15 protein-coding genes and 1 other RNA gene are annotated in these 18,721 nt (G+C 62.7%); 5 read left to right on the top strand and 11 right to left on the bottom strand.

What is annotated here, in order from left to right; genetic code table 11:
* Positions 1-8: 8 nt before the first annotated feature.
* The gene (locus tag J2Z17_RS01515) at positions 9-1,277 is read right to left on the bottom strand and encodes an MFS transporter (RefSeq protein ID WP_209941567.1); all 1,269 of its coding nucleotides are present in this window, start codon (positions 1,275-1,277) and stop codon (positions 9-11) included.
* Between the two features lie 182 nt (positions 1,278-1,459).
* On the opposite strand from J2Z17_RS01515, the gene J2Z17_RS01510 reads away from it, so the two are divergent.
* Positions 1,460-1,615: a hypothetical protein gene (locus tag J2Z17_RS01510; protein WP_209941565.1), complete on the top strand. Its 156-nt coding sequence runs from the start codon at positions 1,460-1,462 to the stop codon at positions 1,613-1,615.
* Between the two features lie 29 nt (positions 1,616-1,644).
* Here J2Z17_RS01510 and J2Z17_RS01505 read toward each other — a convergent pair whose 3' ends face one another.
* The 6 genes from J2Z17_RS01505 to tkt form a co-directional block, all read right to left on the bottom strand.
* Entirely contained in the window at positions 1,645-2,553 is a 909-nt protein-coding gene (locus J2Z17_RS01505) for a PhzF family phenazine biosynthesis protein (RefSeq protein ID WP_209941563.1), read from the bottom strand.
* A 107-nt stretch (positions 2,554-2,660) separates the two neighbouring features.
* A complete protein-coding gene (locus tag J2Z17_RS01500; RefSeq protein WP_209941561.1) occupies positions 2,661-3,686 on the bottom strand; it encodes a class I fructose-bisphosphate aldolase in 1,026 nt (341 codons plus the stop codon).
* Positions 3,687-3,891: 205 nt separating this feature from the next.
* Positions 3,892-5,091: a phosphoglycerate kinase gene (locus J2Z17_RS01495; RefSeq protein WP_209941558.1), complete on the bottom strand. Its 1,200-nt coding sequence runs from the start codon at positions 5,089-5,091 to the stop codon at positions 3,892-3,894.
* A gap of 78 nt (positions 5,092-5,169) precedes the next feature.
* Entirely contained in the window at positions 5,170-7,023 is a 1,854-nt protein-coding gene (locus tag J2Z17_RS01490; protein WP_209941556.1) for a potassium/proton antiporter, read from the bottom strand.
* A 192-nt stretch (positions 7,024-7,215) separates the two neighbouring features.
* A complete protein-coding gene (gap, locus tag J2Z17_RS01485; protein ID WP_209941554.1) occupies positions 7,216-8,220 on the bottom strand; it encodes a type I glyceraldehyde-3-phosphate dehydrogenase in 1,005 nt (334 codons plus the stop codon).
* A gap of 84 nt (positions 8,221-8,304) precedes the next feature.
* A complete protein-coding gene (gene tkt / locus J2Z17_RS01480; protein WP_209941551.1) occupies positions 8,305-10,290 on the bottom strand; it encodes a transketolase in 1,986 nt (661 codons plus the stop codon).
* A gap of 332 nt (positions 10,291-10,622) precedes the next feature.
* Between tkt and J2Z17_RS01475 the strand changes: the two genes are divergently transcribed.
* The 3 genes from J2Z17_RS01475 (at position 10,623) to ssrS (ending at position 11,559) form a co-directional block, all read left to right on the top strand.
* On the top strand, positions 10,623-10,895 hold the full coding sequence (locus J2Z17_RS01475) for a DUF4164 domain-containing protein (RefSeq protein WP_209941549.1): 273 nt from the start codon (positions 10,623-10,625) through the stop codon (positions 10,893-10,895).
* A gap of 36 nt (positions 10,896-10,931) precedes the next feature.
* Positions 10,932-11,300 carry a cell division protein ZapA gene (locus J2Z17_RS01470; protein ID WP_209941547.1) on the top strand — a complete coding sequence of 123 codons (369 nt, stop codon included), beginning with the start codon at positions 10,932-10,934 and terminating at the stop codon, positions 11,298-11,300.
* A gap of 99 nt (positions 11,301-11,399) precedes the next feature.
* A non-coding RNA gene (gene ssrS / locus J2Z17_RS01465) (6S RNA) lies at positions 11,400-11,559 on the top strand.
* A gap of 92 nt (positions 11,560-11,651) precedes the next feature.
* Here the strand turns inward: ssrS and cysQ are convergent.
* Genes cysQ through cysD form a run of 3 tightly spaced genes read right to left on the bottom strand, consistent with a single transcriptional unit; the run spans position 11,652 to position 15,248 of the window.
* The gene (gene cysQ, locus J2Z17_RS01460; protein ID WP_209941545.1) at positions 11,652-12,425 is read right to left on the bottom strand and encodes a 3'(2'),5'-bisphosphate nucleotidase CysQ; all 774 of its coding nucleotides are present in this window, start codon (positions 12,423-12,425) and stop codon (positions 11,652-11,654) included.
* Entirely contained in the window at positions 12,425-14,347 is a 1,923-nt protein-coding gene (nodQ, locus tag J2Z17_RS01455; protein ID WP_209941543.1) for a bifunctional sulfate adenylyltransferase/adenylyl-sulfate kinase NodQ, read from the bottom strand. The genes cysQ and nodQ overlap by 1 nt, the downstream gene beginning before the upstream one ends.
* Position 14,348: 1 nt before the next feature.
* Positions 14,349-15,248 carry a sulfate adenylyltransferase subunit CysD gene (gene cysD, locus J2Z17_RS01450; protein WP_209941541.1) on the bottom strand — a complete coding sequence of 300 codons (900 nt, stop codon included), beginning with the start codon at positions 15,246-15,248 and terminating at the stop codon, positions 14,349-14,351.
* Between the two features lie 178 nt (positions 15,249-15,426).
* Here cysD and glf point away from each other — a divergent pair, with 178 nt between their 5' ends.
* Positions 15,427-16,539: a UDP-galactopyranose mutase gene (gene glf / locus J2Z17_RS01445; RefSeq protein WP_209941539.1), complete on the top strand. Its 1,113-nt coding sequence runs from the start codon at positions 15,427-15,429 to the stop codon at positions 16,537-16,539.
* Positions 16,540-16,647: 108 nt separating this feature from the next.
* On the opposite strand, the gene J2Z17_RS01440 is transcribed toward glf, so the two are convergent.
* On the bottom strand, positions 16,648-18,717 hold the full coding sequence (locus tag J2Z17_RS01440; protein ID WP_209941537.1) for a methyl-accepting chemotaxis protein: 2,070 nt from the start codon (positions 18,715-18,717) through the stop codon (positions 16,648-16,650).
* Positions 18,718-18,721: the final 4 nt, after the last annotated feature.

Here is an 18,721-nt window from a genome sequence, read left to right as displayed (position 1 = left end):
CTTCGTTGTCATTCGGCCGGGGCCGGACGCTCTTCTTGCAGGTTGGCACGCGGGTCGAGTTGCAGACCTTCCGGCGTATTGACCGGGTGGCCGGCGACCGACAGGCCCGGCGCCGGTCCACGGTCCTCGATCGGAACGGCGGCGCGCAGACGGCTGCGGAACATCGCATAGGCCGCAACGCCGACATGGGCAATGGCGGTGACGGCAAACAGCTTGTAGGGGCCGAACATGGTCATGATCGGACCGCCAAGGGTCGGGCCGATGATCGTGCCGATGCCGAACAGAAGCAAGAGGCCGCCGGATACCTTGACGAACTCCTCCGGCGAGGCAAAGTCGTTCGCATGCGCAACAGCGATCGGGTAGAGCGTGTTGGCGGCGGTGCCGTAGACCGCGACAAGGCCGATCAGCAGGATCGGGTTTGCCGGATTGATCACCAGGATGGCGATGGCCGCAAGGGCGGCCACAGCGGCAAGGCTTGCCAACACATAGCGCCGGTCGGTCATGTCCGATGCCTTGCCGGCCGGCATCTGGGCCAACGCTCCGAGAAAGATGGTGAAGGACAGCATGGCTGCGATGCTGCCAGGCGCAAGGCCCACGCGGGAGCCGAACACGGCGCCGAGCGTGCCATAGGCGCCATTGGCGATGCCGATCAGCAGGATGCCGACGCAGGAGACGGGCGAGTTCTTGTAGAGTTGCCTCAGATCGAGCTTCACCGATTTCAGCGGCTGCGGGGAGGCGGCAACCGAAAAGGTCGTCGGCAGCATGGCGATGCAGTAGAAGATGCCGCAGCACATGAACAGGATCGGCGTCAGCGTATCGCCGAAACCGACGATCATCTGGCCGCCGACCACGCCGATCAGGGTGATCGAGATATAGAAGGAAAAGATCGTGCCGCGGCTCTCGTTCGAGGCGCGCTCGTTCAGCCAGCTCTCGATGATCATCTGCGTGCCGGCGGTGCAGAAGCCGGTGAGCGCGCGAAGGCCGACCCAGGCATAGTCGTCGACGAAGATGCCGGTGGTCAGCGCGATGATGGCGATCATGGCGATGAAGCCGGAAAAGGCCCGGACATGGCCGATGCGCATGACGAGCTTCGGTGCATAGAAGCATCCCAGCACGAAGCCGGATGCCCAGGAGGTGCCGAGCAGGCCGAGCACTTCGTTGGAATAGCCTTCGGCCGAACCGCGAACCGGCAGGAGCAGACCGTGCAGGCCATTTCCGAGAAACAGGAAGAGGGTTCCAAGCAGAAGCGCCAGGACAGGCAGGAGATTTCGTCTCATGATGTCTTATCGTCAATCGTGGCTGGAGGTGGCGGAGGTTACGAAGAAGCGCTCTTCCTCGTAACGAGCTTTTGTCGCGTCGGTTGCACTGTAAACTTCAAAAGGCTAACGAATTCTGGCTCAAGCCTGAAGCCGAATGGTGGTCTGTTCGTGGCAGGAGCAATTTTGACCCGGGAGTCTGCATGGCCAAGATCATATCCGTTCTGCTGATCATGGCCATGATTATCCAGATCATCAAGCCGCTAGGCCTGCCGGGCTTTCGCAAGCGGCGGGATTTCTGGAAAATTGCGATCGTCGCTTTCATCGCCTGGTCGCTGGTCCTGCTGATAAGACCTTAAGACGCGCGCGATCTTTGCGATTCGGGGCCTCAGACGCGAAGCATGCCGCGCATCACCTCGACGCAGGGGCCGGCGACGCTGACGGCGCGCAACCTGCCGGCATCGCTTTCGACATCGACCACAATGCGGCTTGGCCGCCCCATCTCGACGCCCTGGTCGATGGTGAAGGTGGTCCGGCCCGATAAGGCATCGATATGCGCCAGATAACTGCCGAGCGCGGCGGAGGCGCTACCAGTGGCCGGATCCTCCGTGACATTGTCGAGCGGGGCGAACATGCGCGCCCGGATCCCGTTGTCGCCGCCCCGGACATAGAGGAAGGTGGCGCAGTCGCAATTCTCGTCCGCATGCGCCGCGCAGAGCGCCTTCAGCGCCTGCAGATTGCTTTCGGCCCTTGCCAGAGCATCGAGATCCCGGAGCTCGACCATGATGAATTTCAGCCCGACGGAAACGAAGGCCGGCAGGTGTCGCCCGGTCGCGATGTCACCCGCGCCTAGCGACAGGCACTCGGCAATGGTTGCCGTGTCCACCTCAGCGCCGATGGTGAGCGGACCGGGGGCGGTGATCCGCGCGCCGACGACTTCTCCTGCCTGCCGCTCAAGCCGCACCGCGACCAGCCCGGCCTTTTCCTCGAAGCGGAGATCGTCCCCGACAGGCTTGCCGAAGATCTCGTTCATCCGCCCCAGAGCAAAGCCCGTTCCGACATTGGGATGCCCGGCGAAGGGCACTTCGGTCACCGGCGTGAAAATCCTCACCTGCGCGGTATTGGCAGTGTCCTGCGGTGGCAGGACGAAGGTTGTCTCGGAATAGCCGAACTCGGCGGCGACCGCCTGCATCTGCAGATCGCTCAGGTCCTCGGCGTTGAAGACCACGGCAAGGGGATTGCCGCTGAACCGCTCTGCGGTGAAGACATCGACGGTGACGAAGCGGCATTCAGGCATGGGATCTCCTTAAGGTGTGCGGGGTGCAAACCTAAAGAAAAAGGCACTCGCGGGGAGTGCCTTTCCTGTCACGATGACAATAGAGAAGGGTGCGCCTGGCTGGGCCCTCAGGCCGCGCGCTCCAGTTCCTTCTTCCAGTTGCCGAGTGCCGCCAGGCCGTTCATCCGGGCCCGGTGGGTAAAGGCGCGCTGGCCTGCCGCCACGTTTTCCGACTTGCCACCCCATGCGTTCAGCGCATCTTCCTGCAGCGCGCGGCCATAGGAGAAGGTGAGCTTCCAGGGGAGGTCGTAGTTGGCGATCATCGCCGACAGATGGGCTGTCGCTTCTTCCGAGGTCTGGCCGCCCGAGAGGAAGGCGATGCCGGGAACGGCGGAGGGCACGGTTGCCTTCAGCACCTTCACCGTCTTTTCGGCCACTTCGGCGGCCGAGGCCTGGCGCAGCTTCTTGCCGTCGATGACCATGTTGGGCTTCAGGATCATGCCTTCCAGATTGACGCGGGCGTCATAGAGATCGGCAAAGACGGTATTCAGCACCTTCTCGGTCACCTCGGCGCAGGTGTCGATCGAATGGTTGCCCGGATCGCCATCCATCAGCACTTCCGGTTCGACGATCGGCACGATGCCGGCTTCCTGGCAGAGTGCGGCATAGCGGGCGAGCGCCTGCGAATTGGCCTTGATGCTGCCCCAGGTCGGGCGGTTCTCGCCGATGGCGATCACGCCACGCCACTTGGCGAAGCGGGCGCCGGCCCTGTGGTAGGCGGCCAGTCGTTCGCGCAGCCCGTCGAGACCCTCGGTCACGGTCTCGCCCGGGAAGGCGGCCATCGGCTTGGCGCCGGTGTCGACCTTGATGCCGGGAATGGCGCCGGCCTTCTTGATCAGATCGACAAAGGAGGTGCCATCTGCGGCCTTCTGGTAGAGCGTTTCCTCGAACAGGATGACGCCGGAAATGTGCTTCGTCATCGCCTCATCCGAGCGGAACAGCATTTCGCGATAATCACGCCGGCTTGTCTCTGTCGATTCCAGTCCAATGCTGTCGAAGCGTTTCTTGATGGTGCTCGTCGATTCGTCGGCAGCCAGCAAGCCCTTGCCATCGGCGACCATTTTGACGGCAATTTCTTCCAGACGTTCACTCATGGGATCTTTCTCCGGGTTCATCCTGAATCTGCGTTAGCAGATGTTTCGAGGCAGGAAAATATGGGCTAAGTTGTTGAAACGATTGAAAATGAATTCAATCGTTTGAATGTTCCGGAGAAAAAATCGGATCGACTTCGGTCATGAAAAAAGCGGCGCCGTTTCGGGCGCCGCCTTGCATGAGGCCGATAGCGGGTTGCGGGAGGCGTCAGGCGGCAGTCAGAACCGCGACGCCCGGCAGTTCCTTGCCTTCCATCCATTCGAGGAAAGCACCGCCGGCCGTCGAGACATAGGTGAAGTCGTCGGCGACACCGGCATGGTTGAGGGCCGCCACCGTGTCGCCGCCGCCGGCAACCGAGGTCAGCGTGCCGGCCTTGGTGCATTCGGCGGCATGTCTGGCCGCAGACACCGTCGCGGTATCGAAGGGCGGGATCTCGAAGGCACCGAGCGGGCCGTTCCAGACGAGCGTCGCGCCCTTGGAAATCCACTCATTGACCTTTTCGACCGATTTCGGTCCGACGTCGAGCATCATGGCGTCTGCCGGGATGGCGTTAACGTCCACCGTCTCGTTGTCGGCATTGGCCTTGAATTCGCGGGCGACCACGCCGTCGACCGGCAGAACGATGGCGCAGCCGGCGGCTTCGGCGTCCTTCAGGATCTGCCGGGCGGTGTCGGCGAGGTCATGCTCGCAGAGCGACTTGCCGACATCGATGCCCTGGGCGGCCAGGAAGGTATTGGCCATGCCGCCACCGATCACCAGCGCGTCGACCCTGGTGACCAGATTGCTGAGCAGGTCGATCTTGGTCGACACCTTGGCGCCGCCAACAATGGCGACGACAGGCCGCTTCGGCGCGCCGAGGCCCTTTTCCAGCGCTTCGAGTTCAGCCTGCATGGTGCGGCCGGCATAGGCCGGCAGATAGTGGGCCAGGCCCTCCGTCGAGGCATGGGCGCGGTGGGCTGCGGAAAACGCGTCATTGACATAGATGTCGCCGAGCTTTGCCAGCGCGGCTGCAAATTCCGGCGTGTTCTTTTCCTCGCCCTTGTGGAAGCGGGTGTTTTCCAGAAGCAGGATGTCGCCGTTGTTCATCGCGGCGATCGCGTCCTCGGCCGCCGTGCCGATGCAGTCGCCGGCAAAGGCGACGTGCTGGTCGAGCACTTCCTCGACAGCGATGGCGATCGGCTTCAGCGACATGTCGGCGACGGCCTCGCCTTTCGGCCGGCCGAAATGGGCGAGCAGGATGACCTTGGCGCCCTTCTGCGACAGTTCCCGGATCGTCGGGGCTACGCGCTCGATACGGGTCGCGTCGCTCACCTTGCCGTCGGAAACGGGCACGTTGAGGTCGACGCGCACCAGGGCGCGTTTGCCGCTTGCATCGCCAAGGTCATCGATTGTCTTGAAGGCAGGCATGAGACTTCCTGTTGTTATATCAGTGAAATTGAGGGTCTGTCTGGACTTTACTCCGCCCGCCCGTCGATGCAAAGGCGATCAGCCGGCATTTTCCTTTGCCGCCTCTGCTTCCTTTACCTTGGCCCTGACCGCGCGGCGCTTGGCGCGCACGCGCAGCATGATTTCGCGGAAGGCGGGCGAGAGTTCGCGCAAATTGAGGAAGATCGGCAGGCGCGTTGCCGGTGCCACGGCCTCCAGCGAAATGCCGACGGCCGAAATGCGCTCGTTGTCGTCGGTGTCGCGGACGATCAGGATCACATTGCCGATCCGTACGCGGTCGCCATATTCCGGCTTGCTGCCGATACGTGCCTCGATCACCTCGGCAATCGTCTTGCCCTTGTCGCTCTCGGCAATCAGGTGCGGGCCATAGGCGGCATCCAGTTCCTCGGCCGGGCGGGCCGGCGAAATGGTGAACATGCCGAAGAATTCGCTATCGTCCTCGGCCAGCGTCGTGCGCTCGGCAAACAGCCGGTCGAGCAGGCGCGAATAGCCGGGCGCGATGAACAGATAGACATGGTCGCCTTCGCGCAGACGTCCGGCATACTGGTAGCGCATGGACTTGCCGTCGCGAATGACAAGCGAGGGCATGGCCCAGCGCGGTACGCGCTCGCCGTTGACCACAGGGCTTCCGGCCACCACGCGGTAGGACAGAAGCTCGTGATTGGCCGTGCCCGGCAGGTCGAGCTCGAACTTCTCGATGGCGCCCATGCGCGGCGGCACGATCAGCCCGAGCGCCTTTGCCAGCGGCTTGATGGTCCAGCCCTGGATGGCGAGCGACAGCATGACGACAATGAAGGTGGCGTTGAAATAGATATGACCGTTCTCCAGTCCGCCCATCACCGGCAGGATGGCGAGCAGGATCGAGACCGCGCCGCGCAGGCCGACCCAGGCGACGAAGGTCGTCTCGCGCTGGGTGAAGTCGAGTGGCAGCAGGCAGAGCCAGACGGCGATCGGTCTGGCGATGAAGACGAGGAACAGCGCCAGCACGACGGAGGGTATCAGGATGACGAGGAAGTCCGACGGCGTCGCCAGCAGTCCGAGCACCAGGAACATGATGATCTGGGCAAGCCAGGTCATGCCGTCCTGGAAGCGCGATATGCTGGCGGTGGCCGGCAGCTTGCGATTACCCGCGACGATGCCGGCGACATAGACGGCGAGGAAACCGCTGCCACCGACGGCACCGGTGAAGGCAAACACTACCAGAGACAGGGCCAGCACAACGATCGGCAACAGGCCGCGGTCGATAGTCAGGTGCCTGGCGATGAAGGTGATGACATAGCCGCCGCCGAAGCCGAGCAGGACACCAAGACCCATCTGGGTGATGAACAGCCAGATGATCTCGAGGCCGACCGCCTTCTCGTCGCTGGCGACCAGGCCGACCAGCGCCATCGTCAGGAAGATCGCCATGGGATCGTTGGTGCCCGATTCGACCTCGAGGGTCGAGCGCACCTTGTCGCGGATGTTGATGCCGCCGATGCGTAGCAGGAAGAAGACGGCCGCCGCATCCGTCGAGGCGACGATCGAGCCGAGCAACAGGCCCTGAAGATAGCTGAAGTCGAAGAGCAGGGTGGCCAGCAGGCCGAACAGTCCGGCCGTGACCAGCACGCCGACGGTGGAGAGTGTCAGCGCCGGCACCGCGGCCACCTTAAAGGAATGGGGCGAGGTGCGATAGCCGGAGTCAAATAGGATGATCGACAGCGCGATCGAGCCGATCGCGTAAGCCGCGGTATTGCTCGAGAATTCGATCCCGAAGCCGTCGACGCCGGCCACCAGGCCGATGATCAGGAACAGCAGGAGGAGGGGGGCGCCGAAACGAAAGGCGATAAGGCTGGAAAATGCCGCTAACAGGATCAACGCCGTCAATATCAGCGTGACGATGTAAAAGGTTTCCAACGCTGGCCGCCCTCATGTCTTGTGTTGTGTTTTCTATGACCCTTGATGACCGCAAATCATCCGCCATTCGAATTGTGGCCGTTAAAGATGATCGGCTCAAGGCACTGTTGAAACAAATAAAGCGGGCCCCCGGGGACCCGCTTCCTTTTTGCTTCGGCTGTGGACCGGCCGCGGGGCGGCCGGTCGCCGAAATCAGATGAGCTTCGCCATTGCGACGGCCGTGTCGGCCATGCGGTTGGAGAAGCCCCATTCATTGTCGTACCAGGACAGGATGCGGACGAAATTGCCGTCGAGCACCTTGGTCTGGGCTGCCGCGAAGCTCGACGAATGCGAGTCGTGGTTGAAGTCGACGGAAACCAGCGGCTCTTCCGTATAGGCCAGGATGCCCTTCAGCTCGCCTTCGGCAGCCGACTTGATCGCAGCGTTGATTTCTTCCGCCGTGACATTGCGCGAGGGGACGAATTTCAGGTCGACGACCGAAACATTCGGGGTCGGCACGCGGATCGACGAGCCGTCGAGCTTGCCCTTGAGTTCCGGCAGCACGAGGCCGACGGCCTTGGCCGCACCGGTCGAGGTCGGGATCATCGAGAGCGCTGCCGCGCGGGCGCGGTAGAGATCCTTGTGCATCGTGTCGAGCGTCGGCTGGTCACCCGTGTAGGAGTGAATGGTCGTCATGTAGCCCTTTTCGATGCCGAAGGCCTTGTGCAGGACGTAGGCGACCGGAGCCAGGCAGTTGGTCGTGCAGGACGCGTTGGAGACGACCAGGTCGTCCTTGGTCAGGGCATCGTGGTTGACGCCGTAGACGATCGTCTTGTCGGCGCCGTCTGACGGAGCCGAGACGAGGACGCGCTTGGAGCCGTTCTGCAGGTGCAGCGAGGCCTTTTCCTTCGAGGTGAAGATGCCGGTGCATTCCAGGGCGATATCGACGTCGGCCCAGGGCAGGTCCTTCGGGTCGCGCACGGCGGTCACCTTGATCGGCTTGCCGCCGTCGATGACGATGGTGTCGCCCTCGACCGTGACGGTTGCCGGGAACTTGCCGTGGACGCTGTCATGACGCAGCAGATGGGCATTGGTCTCGACCGGGCCCAGGTCGTTGATGGCCACGACCTCGATATCGGTGCGGCCCGATTCGATGATGCCGCGAAGCACATTGCGGCCGATGCGGCCGAAGCCGTTGATGGCAACCTTTACAGTCATTACGATCACTCCCGCAAATTGACGGTTTGAGAATATTGATGGTGAAGCCGCAGGGACGCGAATGGTCCCAGCGGCGGTCGTTGATTACTTGGCCAGCGCCTTTTCGGCAGCGGAGACGACGTGTTCCGGCGTGATGCCGAAATGCGCGTAGAGTTCCTTGTAGGGACCGGACGCGCCGAAGCTGGACATGCCGACGAACAGGCCGTCGGAGCCGATGATCGCATCCCAGCCCTGGCGGATGGCCGCCTCGACGCCGATCTTGACCGGCGAATTGCCGATGATCGCGCTGCGATAGGCTTCCGTCTGCTCGAAGAACAGCTCGAAGCAGGGGACCGAGACGACGCGGGTGGCGATGCCCTTTTCGGTCAGGCTGCGGCGCGCCGTCATGGCGAGCTCGACTTCCGAGCCGGTCGCGAAGATCGTCACCTGGGCATCGGCGGCCGAGGCGATCTCGTAGGCGCCGTAGGAGCAGAGGTTCTTTTCCTCGTATTCGGTTCGCGCTGCCACAAGGTTCTGGCGGGTCAGCGCCAGTGCCGAGGGGTTGTGCTGGTCCTCGAGCGCCAGCTGCCAGCACTCGGCCGTTTCCATGGCGTCGGCCGGGCGGTAGACGCGCAGGTTCGGAATGGCGCGCAGGGCCGCGAGTTGCTCGACCGGCTGGTGGGTCGGGCCGTCTTCGCCCAGACCGATACTGTCATGGGTGAGGACGTGGATGACGCGGATCCCCATCAGCGAGGCAAGCCGGATCGGCGGACGGCAATAGTCCGAGAAGATCAGGAAGCCGCCGGAATAGGGGATCAGGCCGCCATGCAGGGCAATGCCGTTCATCGCGGCAGCCATGCCGTGTTCGCGGATACCGTAATGGAGGTAACGACCGGAGAAATCGTCCGGCGTGATGGACGCGGTCTGGCTGGTCTTGGTGTTGTTCGAGCCGGTCAGGTCGGCCGAGCCGCCAATGGTCTCGGGCACGACGCCATTGATCACTTCCAGCGCATTTTCCGAGGACTTGCGGGTGGCAAGCGTCGGCTTTTCCTCGGCCAGCTTCTTCTTGTAGTCGTCGATGGCCGGGGCCAAGGTCGCCGGCAGATCGCCGGCAAAGCGGCGGGTGAACTCGGCGCGCTTTTCCGCGTCGGCATTTGCCAGACGCTCTTCCCATTCCTTGTGGGTCTTGGTCGAACGCAGGCCGGCCAGACGCCAGGCGTCGAGCACGTCGCCGGGCACGACGAACGCTTCCTCTTCCCAGTTCAACGCCTTGCGGGTGGCGGCGATTTCTTCGGCGCCGAGCGCAGAGCCGTGGACCTTGTGGGTGCCGGCCTTGTTGGGCGAGCCGAAGCCGATCACGGTCTTGGCGGCGATCAGGGTCGGCTTGTCGGATGTCTGGGCCGCCTCGAGGGCCGCGGCGATCGCATCCTGGTCATGGCCGTCGATGGCGACCGTGTTCCAGTTGGCGGCGCGGAAGCGGGCCTGCTGGTCGGTGCTGTCTGCGAGCGACACCTTGCCGTCGATCGAGATGCCGTTGTCGTCCCAGATGACGATCAGCTTGTTGAGCTTCAGGTGGCCGGCAAGCGTGATCGCTTCCTGGCTGATGCCTTCCATCAGGCAGCCGTCGCCGACCAGCGCATAGGTATGGTGGCTCATCAGGTCGGAGCCGAATTCGTCTGAGAGCTTCTTTTCGGCAATCGCCATGCCGACGGCATTGGCAACGCCCTGGCCGAGCGGGCCGGTGGTGGTCTCGATGCCCGAGGCATGACCATATTCCGGGTGGCCGGCGGTCTTCGAGCCCATCTGGCGGAACTGCTTGATGTCCTCGATGGTCATGTCTTCATAACCGGTGAGATAAAGCAGCGAATAGAGCAGCATCGAGCCATGGCCGGCCGACAGGACGAAACGGTCGCGGTCGGGCCACAGCGGCGCCTTCGGATCAAAGGTCAGGTAACGCGTGAAAAGGACGGTCGCGATGTCGGCGCAGCCCATCGGCATGCCTGGGTGGCCCGAATTGGCCTTTTCCACGGCATCCATGGCGAGGAAACGGATCGCATTCGCCATCCGGTTGTGCTTTTCAGGAGAAGTCATGGCTGTTCCGTATAATTTCCGGGGTGTGAATGGGCCCCGCGCCTTAGGTTTGAACAGGGCGGGGTGATGAATAGCAGGTGGGTCACGCAAGTCAATAAATCCACCCTTCGTGTGACTTCTCCGTGGCAAGAATCGAACAATCTGCCGAAATTAGCAGCAGGGACAGGGGGACAGGCATGGCCGGGCGGGACGCCTTTCGTCCACAACAAGCCGTGGGCAGAAGGCCCGGATTCATTGACGGACATGATGGCCCATGGATACTGTGCCTAGCGAAAGATCCAAATACCAATTTGGCCGATTCGGAATTTCTTGAAGGATGCCCGGGATTACCAATGTCGACGGATAGCAAGGTAGAGGCGACGATTGACGCGCTGCGGCGGGCGATGTCCGGCCTTGAAAACGCCGTCGACAGCCGGATCGAGATTCAACGCGAGAACAGCGACGTCGAAGACGAGGTCAAGCGGGTCCATGCCGACCGCGCGCGGCTGGCACAGGAACTGGACCAGTCACAATTTCGCGCCAATCGTCTGGAGGAGGTCAACCGGGAGGTTTCCCGTCGTCTGGTGACGGCGATGGAAACCATTCGCGCGGTTCTGGATCGATGATCTCGTCGGCGCGTGCGAACTGAAAACGGTGACGTGATGGCGCAAGTAACGGTGATGATCGACGGCAAGGCCTACCGCATGGCCTGCGAGGAGGGGCAGGAAGAGCACCTGAGCGAACTCTCCGGCCAGTTCGATCGCTATGTCGGACATCTGAAAAGCCAGTTCGGCGAGATCGGCGATCTCAGGATCACCGTCATGGCCGGCATCATGGTGATGGACGAGCTGTCGGAGACAAACCGGCGGCTGAAGGTGATGGAGCAGGAGATCGCTTCGCTCAGATCCGGCCAGGACGATGCCCTCGCCTCGGCAGAAAAGCGCGAGGCGATGCTGACCGCCGCGGTCACCGAACTGACCGAGCGACTGACGGGCATGACCCGCAAACTCACGGTGCCGGCAGGCGGCTGAGCGCTGACATTTGGGTGCGGCTACGGCAGCCGGATAATTATTATCGCGGCGGGTGCCGTACCCTCTTTCAGCAGAGCCAAATCAGGCCTATATCTGAGTTGCGGTCTGCGCCTTTTGACAGGAAATCACAATCCCTGGGGCCATACCCGATCTTGAGGGAGCTGTCCCTGATCAGGCCCGTGGGCTTGGTTACACGGCGCCCACCTACTTTGTAGGCTCCCAGGATCGTTCATACTTCCATCGGAGGCGTGGATCGTATCTTTTCCCCATTCTCACGGTTCCGGCGTCAGCGCCGACGATATCGTCCGGCCGGAGACATTGCGCAGCGTGTTCCTCGCCTTGGCTGGACACTCACTTCCCCCAGGCGATAAAGAACGGATTGGCGAAATCGCTGTCGTCTTTCTGGTTGCGCTTGCCGTAGGGCAGGGGCTTGCCGTCGAGACCGACGGTTGTACCACCGGCTGCCCGCAGCACGGCGTCGCCGGCGGCCGTATCCCACTCCATGGTCCGGCCATAGCGCGGATAGACATCGGCCTCGCCCTCGGCGATCAGGCAGAATTTCAGCGATGAGCCGACCGAGCGGGTGTCGGTGACGGCGTTATCCTTCAGGAAGGCTTCGGTCTCGGCATTGTTGTGGGACCGGCTGGCGACGGCGACCGGCGGCTGGGCGCGCTTGCGGGCGCTGATCTCGCTGCGGCCGGTGACGGTAAAATCGGCGGAGACGGCGAGTTTCTGCGCACCGTCCTCGGTGCCGACATAGGCGACACCCTTGGCCGGGGCATAGACAATGCCGGTGACCGGCACATCATCCTCGATCAGGGCAATGTTGACCGTGAAATCCGGCCGTCGGTTGATGAATTCCTTCGTCCCGTCGAGCGGATCGACCAGTATGAAGCGCTGCCCTTCGGTCTGCGGGATATGACCGGCGGCAACCGCTTCTTCGGCCACCACGGGAATGCCCGGGAAGGCACGCTTCAGAATGCCGAGGATGATGGCCTCGGCCCGTTCGTCGGCTTCGGTGACCGGAGAGGAGTCGGCCTTGATGGTGACATTCGGCCCGGCCTCGTAGACCTCGAGGATCGCGCGACCGGCCTCGAGTGCTGCCTTTTCGAAGATATGGATCATCAGGGGTCTTTCGGGTTGGCGCGCGCGGCGAGCATGTCCTCGATGCGCAGGGCGAGCTCGACCGGATCGGTGCCGACCGTTAGCAGATGGAGCTCGGGCTCCTCCGGCGCCTCGTAGGGCGAGGAGATCCCGGTGAAGTTCTTGATCTCGCCGGTCTTCGCCCGCTTGTAAAGACCTTTCGGGTCGCGCCTTGCGCATTCCTCGATCGGCGTGTCGATGAAGACCTCGAGGAATTCGCCCTCGACCATCATGTCGCGGGCAAGCCTTCGCTCGGCGCGGAAGGGGGAGATGAAGGAGACCAGCACGATCAGGCCGGCATCGGCCATCAGCCTTGCGACTTCGGCGACACGGCGGATGTTTTCCACCCGGTCCTCGTCGGTAAAGCCGAGATCCCGGTTGAGGCCGTGGCGGACATTGTCGCCGTCGAGCATGTAGGTATGCCGGCCCTTGGCATGCAGCAGCTTTTCCAGATTGTTGGCGACCGTCGACTTGCCGGAGCCTGATAGACCGGTAAACCAGACGACGGCCGGCCGCTGGCCCATCAGGGCGGCACGCGCATCGCGGTTGATCTCCAGCGCCTGCCAGTGGACGTTTTCGGCCCGACGCAGCGGATGGTCTATCATGCCGGCGCCGACGGTGCGATTTGTCAACCGGTCGATCAGCACGAAATTGCCGGTGATGCGATTGTCCCGATAGGCATCGAAGGCAATCGGCTGCTGGGTCGAGAGGTTGCAGACGCCGACCTCGTTCATCTGCAGCGCCTTGGCGGCGATACGGGCGAAGCTGTTGACGTCGACGCTGTGCTTGAGCGTCGTCACGGTCGCGCTGACGCTGTCGGTCTCGGTGCGCAGGATATAGCGGCGACCGGGGATCATCGGCTCGGCGTCGAACCAGATCACATGCGCCTGGAACTGGTCGGCGACATGCGGCCGGGCATCGGGTGCCACCAGCATGTTGCCGCGCGAGACCTCGAGCTGATCCTCGAGCACGATGGTGACGGCCTGGCCCTCGACGGCGGTGTCGAGCGCGCCGTCCCGGGTAACGATCTGCTTGACCGTCGAGGCCTGGCCGGACTTGGCCACCGTGACCTTGTCGCCGACCGAGATGGCGCCCGAGGCGATCTGCCCGGCAAAGCCGCGAAAGTCGAGGTTAGGCCTGACGACGTACTGCACCGGAAACCGCAGAGGCTTGTCGAGATAAAGGTTCTCGACCGGCACCGTTTCCAGATGTTCGAGCAGGCTCGGGCCGTCATACCAGTCCGTCCTGTCGGAGCGCTGCGTGACATTGTCGCCGAAGCGGGCAGAGAGGGGGATCGCCTGCACCGAGGCGAAGCCGAGATCCGCGGCAAATGCCATGTAGGCCTCGACATGTTCGTCGAAGACCGCCTTGTCATAGCCGACGAGATCGATCTTGTTGACCGCGAGCACGATGTGGCGGATGCCGAGCAGCGAAGCGATGTAGGAATGGCGCCGGGTCTGGCGCAGGATGCCCTGACGGCTGTCGACCAGCACGATGGCGAGATCGGCGGTCGAGGCGCCGGTTGCCATGTTGCGGGTATATTCCTCATGGCCGGGCGTGTCGGCGACGATGAACTTGCGTTTGTTCGTGGCGAAGAAGCGATAGGCAACATCGATGGTGATGCCCTGTTCGCGCTCGGCCTCCAGCCCGTCGACCAGAAGCGCGAAGTCGATGTCCTCGCCGGCGGTGCCGTGTTTGGCGCTGTCGCTTTCCAACGTGGCCAGCTGGTCCTCGAAGATCAGCTTGGTGTCGTAGAGCAGGCGGCCGATCAGCGTCGACTTGCCGTCATCGACGGAACCGCAGGTCAGGAAGCGCAGCAGCGACTTGTTTTCCTGTTCGCGCAGATAGGCGGCAACGCCCTTGGACAGGTCAGGCGAGAGATCGATTGCAGGGGTATCGGTCATCTCAGAAATACCCCTCGCGCTTCTTCTTCTCCATCGAGCCGGCCTCGTCCCGGTCGATCATCCGGCCCTGGCGCTCCGAGGTGCGGGCGGTCAGCATCTCCCGGACGATGTCTTCCAGGCTTGCCGCATCCGAATCGATGGCGCCGGTCAGCGGATAGCAGCCGAGCGTGCGAAAGCGCACCATGCGGTCCTCGACACTGTCGGCCTCGGTCAGCGGCATGCGTTGGTCATCGACCATCACAAGCATGCCGTCGCGCTCGACCACCGGCCGCCTGGCGGCAAAATAGAGCGGCACGATCGGGATCTCTTCCTTCAGGATGTATTGCCAGATATCGAGTTCGGTCCAGTTCGACAGCGGAAAGACGCGGATCGATTCGCCCGGATTGACACGGGTATTGTAGGTCTTCCACATCTCCGGGCGCTGGTCCTTCGGATCCCAGGCATGGGCAGAATTGCGGAAGGAGAAGATGCGTTCCTTGGCGCGGCTCTTCTCCTCGTCGCGCCGGGCACCCCCGAAGGCCGCGTCGAAGCCGTATGTATCCAGCGCCTGGCGCAGTCCGACCGTCTTCCAGATATGGGTATGGGTCGAGGAGCCATGGTCGAAGGGATTGATATTGCCTTCCACGCCTTCCGGATTGATATGCACCAGCAGATCAAAGCCGAGTTCGGCCGCCATCCGGTCGCGAAAGGCGATCATCTCCTTGAATTTCCAGGTGGTGTCGACATGCAGGAAGGGGAAGGGCGGCTTTGCCGGATAAAACGCCTTCATCGCCAGATGCAGCATCACGGACGAATCCTTGCCGACCGAATAGAGCATCACGGGCTTGGTGAAGGTTGCTGCCACCTCGCGAAAGATATGGATCGCTTCCGCCTCAAGGCGTTGAAGATGGGTGAGGGGCATATGTCTTCCGGATCATTGATGTCCGAGGTCTTTTCTAGCCCGCGGCCAAAGTCATGGCAACGCGAATTGGCCCTCGCGCCCCGTTCCAGACTGTAGTGTTGGATATCCGTTGCCGCAGATTGCTGCCTTCGGTCTGATTTGTTACGCAAACATCTGTTTTCCGTTGAAGGAATATTAGATGAAGCGGGTTTGCGCTGTGGGTGCCGGGTTGAGTGGGGCTGTTATCGCGCGCGAACTGGCCGAGCGTGGATACAAGGTTCTGGTGATCGACGAGCGCCAGCATATCGCCGGCAATTGCCACACCGAGCGCGATGCCGAAACCGGTGTGATGATCCATCGCTATGGCCCGCACATCTTCCATACCGCGGACGAGCGCGTCTGGTCCTATGTGAACCGCTTTGGCGAGATGATGCCCTATGTCAATCGCGTCAAGGCGACGGTCAACGGCAAGGTCTATTCGCTGCCGGTGAACCTGCACACGATCAACCAGTTCTTCGGCACGCATATGGCGCCGGCAGAGGCCAGGGCGTTCATCGAGGCGCGGGCGCGGATGGATATCGAGGATCCCCAGTCGTTCGAAGAGCAGGCGCTGCGGTTTGTCGGGGAAGAGCTCTACAACGCCTTTTTCCGCGGCTATACCCGCAAGCAATGGGGCGTCGAGCCGAGCCAATTGCCGGCGTCGATCCTGAAGCGGCTGCCGCTCAGGTTCAACTACGACGACAATTATTTCAACCATCCCTATCAGGGCATGCCAAAACACGGCTACACGCAGATCGTGGCAGCCATCCTGGACCACGCGAATATCGAGCTCCGCCTCGGCTGCGCTTATGAGGATGTGGGGGAGAGCTTCGCGCATGTCTTCTATTCCGGCCCGCTCGACCGTTTTTTCCGCTATGACCTCGGCCGCCTCGGCTACCGGACCCTGGATTTCGAGGAGATCCGAGGACATGGCGACATGCTCGGCACGGCCGTGATGAACTATCCCGATGAGGATGTGCCCTTTACCCGGATTTCCGAGCACAAGCATTTCTCTCCCTGGGAAGCTCAGAATTTCGCCGAAACGGTCTGTTTCCGCGAATACAGCCGCGCCTGCGGGGCGGGGGACATTCCCTATTATCCGGTCCGGCTGCTCGACGACAAGAAAATGTTGGCGCAATATGAGGAGCGGGCAAGGATGCAGACCGGTGTCACGTTTGTCGGGCGCCTCGGCACCTATCAATATCTCGACATGGATGTCACCATCGGTCTGGCGCTCGATGTGGCGGCAGGCTTTCAGGCCGCACGGTCCTGACGCTTCGACAACGGCTCGCGCACAAAAAAGGCGGCCGGAGCCGCCTTTTTCGTGTCTATGGTTCAAATCCAATCCTGCCGGGTGCCAGAGGCGGGCAAGATGTCTGGCTCAAAACTCTTCCCAGTCCGCATCGCGGTTGGCGGCAGGCGCGGCGGCGCCCGGGGTGAGGGCCTTGGCGAGATTGCCCATCAGGCGGCGGGCCGGCGAGGGCGCCGGACGGCTTGCCTGCTCGGCAGCTTTCGGGCCGCGGGCCGGCATGGACGCACGGGCCGGGCTGGCATGGGCCTGGGCATGGGCCTGGCCGGCAGGGGCCGCAGACGCCGTGGTGCGGCGGGGTGCGGCGGCATAACCGTCGGCGGCAGCGCTCGTCTTGAACTGGCCGACCAGTTCTGCCAGCGTCGAGGCGCTTTCGGCCAGGCGGTGCGTCACGGCCGTGGTTTCTTCGACCATGGCGGCGTTCTTCTGGGTGAACTGATCCATCTGGCCGACGGATGTGTTGATTTCCTGCAGGCCGGTGGCCTGTTCGCGGGCCGCGGTTGCAATCGAGCCGATATGGCCGTTGATCTTGGCAACCTGATCGGAAATCTTCGTCAGCGCATCACCGGTGGCGCGCACCAGGCTGACGCCGTTGGAGACTTCACCGCTGGACTTGGTGATCAGCGATTTGATGTCCTTGGCAGCATTTGCCGAACGCTGGGCAAGCTCGCGGACTTCCTGGGCGACGACGGCGAAACCCTTGCCGGCTTCACCGGCGCGGGCGGCCTCGACGCCGGCATTCAGCGCCAGCAGGTTGGTCTGGAAGGCGATTTCGTCGATCACGTTGATGATCTTGGAGATTTCGCTGGAAGCGTTTTCGATCCGGCCCATGGCATCGACGGCGTCGGCGACGACCTTGGAGGAATTGCCGGTGCTTTCGGTCGCATCCTGCGCCATGGTGGAGGCTTCGTCGGCGCGTGTCGAGGCGGACTTGACGGTCGAGGTGATCTGCTCCAGCGCAGCGGAGGTCTCCTCCAGCGAGGCGGCCTGCTGTTCGGTACGCTTGGACAGGTCGTCGCCGGCCGAGCGCATTTCGTTGGCGCTGGCCTGGATGCCGTGGGTTTCGCGGGTCAGTTCGCCGAGCGTGGTGTTGAGCTTGGCGACCGAGCTGTTGAAGTCGGAACGCAGGCGGTCCAGATCGCCGTGGAAGGGCTGTTCCAGACGGACCGTGAGGTCGCCGTCGCGCAGCTTCTGCAGGCCATCGGCAAGCAGGTCGACGGCGTGCTGGACGCGGCGGGCTTCCTCGGCGCGGGCAGCCTCGTTGGCGGCGCGTTCCTGCTCGGTAGCCGTCCGGTTGGCCTTGGCCTGGTCTTCCAGGTCGCGGTTGCGGCGGGCATTTTCGCGGAAGACGTCCAGATTGCGGGCCAGCGCACCGATTTCGTTCTTCAGCGACTGGTAGGGAACCTCGGCGTCGAGATCACCGTCTGCGAGACGGCTGGCAACGGCCGTCAGCTGCGGGATCGGACCCATGATCTTGCGGGCGATGAACATCATGATGAGCGCTGCGATGACCAGCGTGACCAGCGAGGCAATGCCGACGGTCCAGGTCATCTGCGAGGCGACGCTGTCGATTTCGGCAGAGCGGACGCCGGCATAGAGAATGCCGATGACCTTGCCGGCCGGCGAGAAGATCGGCTGGTAGACGGTGTAGTAGGGCGTGCCGAGGATCACGGCCTGGCCGCGGAAGGTTTCGCCCTTGGTGACGACGGGATAGACGGCGCCGGTCTGGCCGAGCGCGGTGCCGACGGCGCGCTTGCCGTCGGGCTTGACGATGTTGGTGGTGCGGCGCCAGAAGTCCTGGGTCTTGTCATCCCAGCCGAAGATCGTTGCCGTCTGGCCGGTCATGCGGCCGACGGTGTCGATCATATTGTGGTTTTCGAAGCTTTCCGGGATCTCCGGTGCAACGATGCGCTCGACATTGCCGTCATTTGCCCAGGTGACCTGAACGCCGGGCAGATCGCGTTCGGCGATCGTGGCAGCCGTTCTGAGGCTGGTGTTCTGGCCATCGATCGCCTGCTGGGCGATACGGGTGGAAATGGTACCGGACATGGACACGGCAACCGCGGCCAGGGCCGCGATCATGATCACGATGGTGGAAACGGTCACCGTTCCGACCAAGCCAAAGCGAGACAAAAAGCGCATCTAG

Source organism: Heterorhizobium halophytocola (genome assembly GCF_017873095.1).
GTDB classification, from domain to species: domain Bacteria; phylum Pseudomonadota; class Alphaproteobacteria; order Rhizobiales; family Rhizobiaceae; genus Allorhizobium; species Allorhizobium halophytocola.
This window is presented reverse-complemented; position numbering and strand designations above follow the sequence as displayed.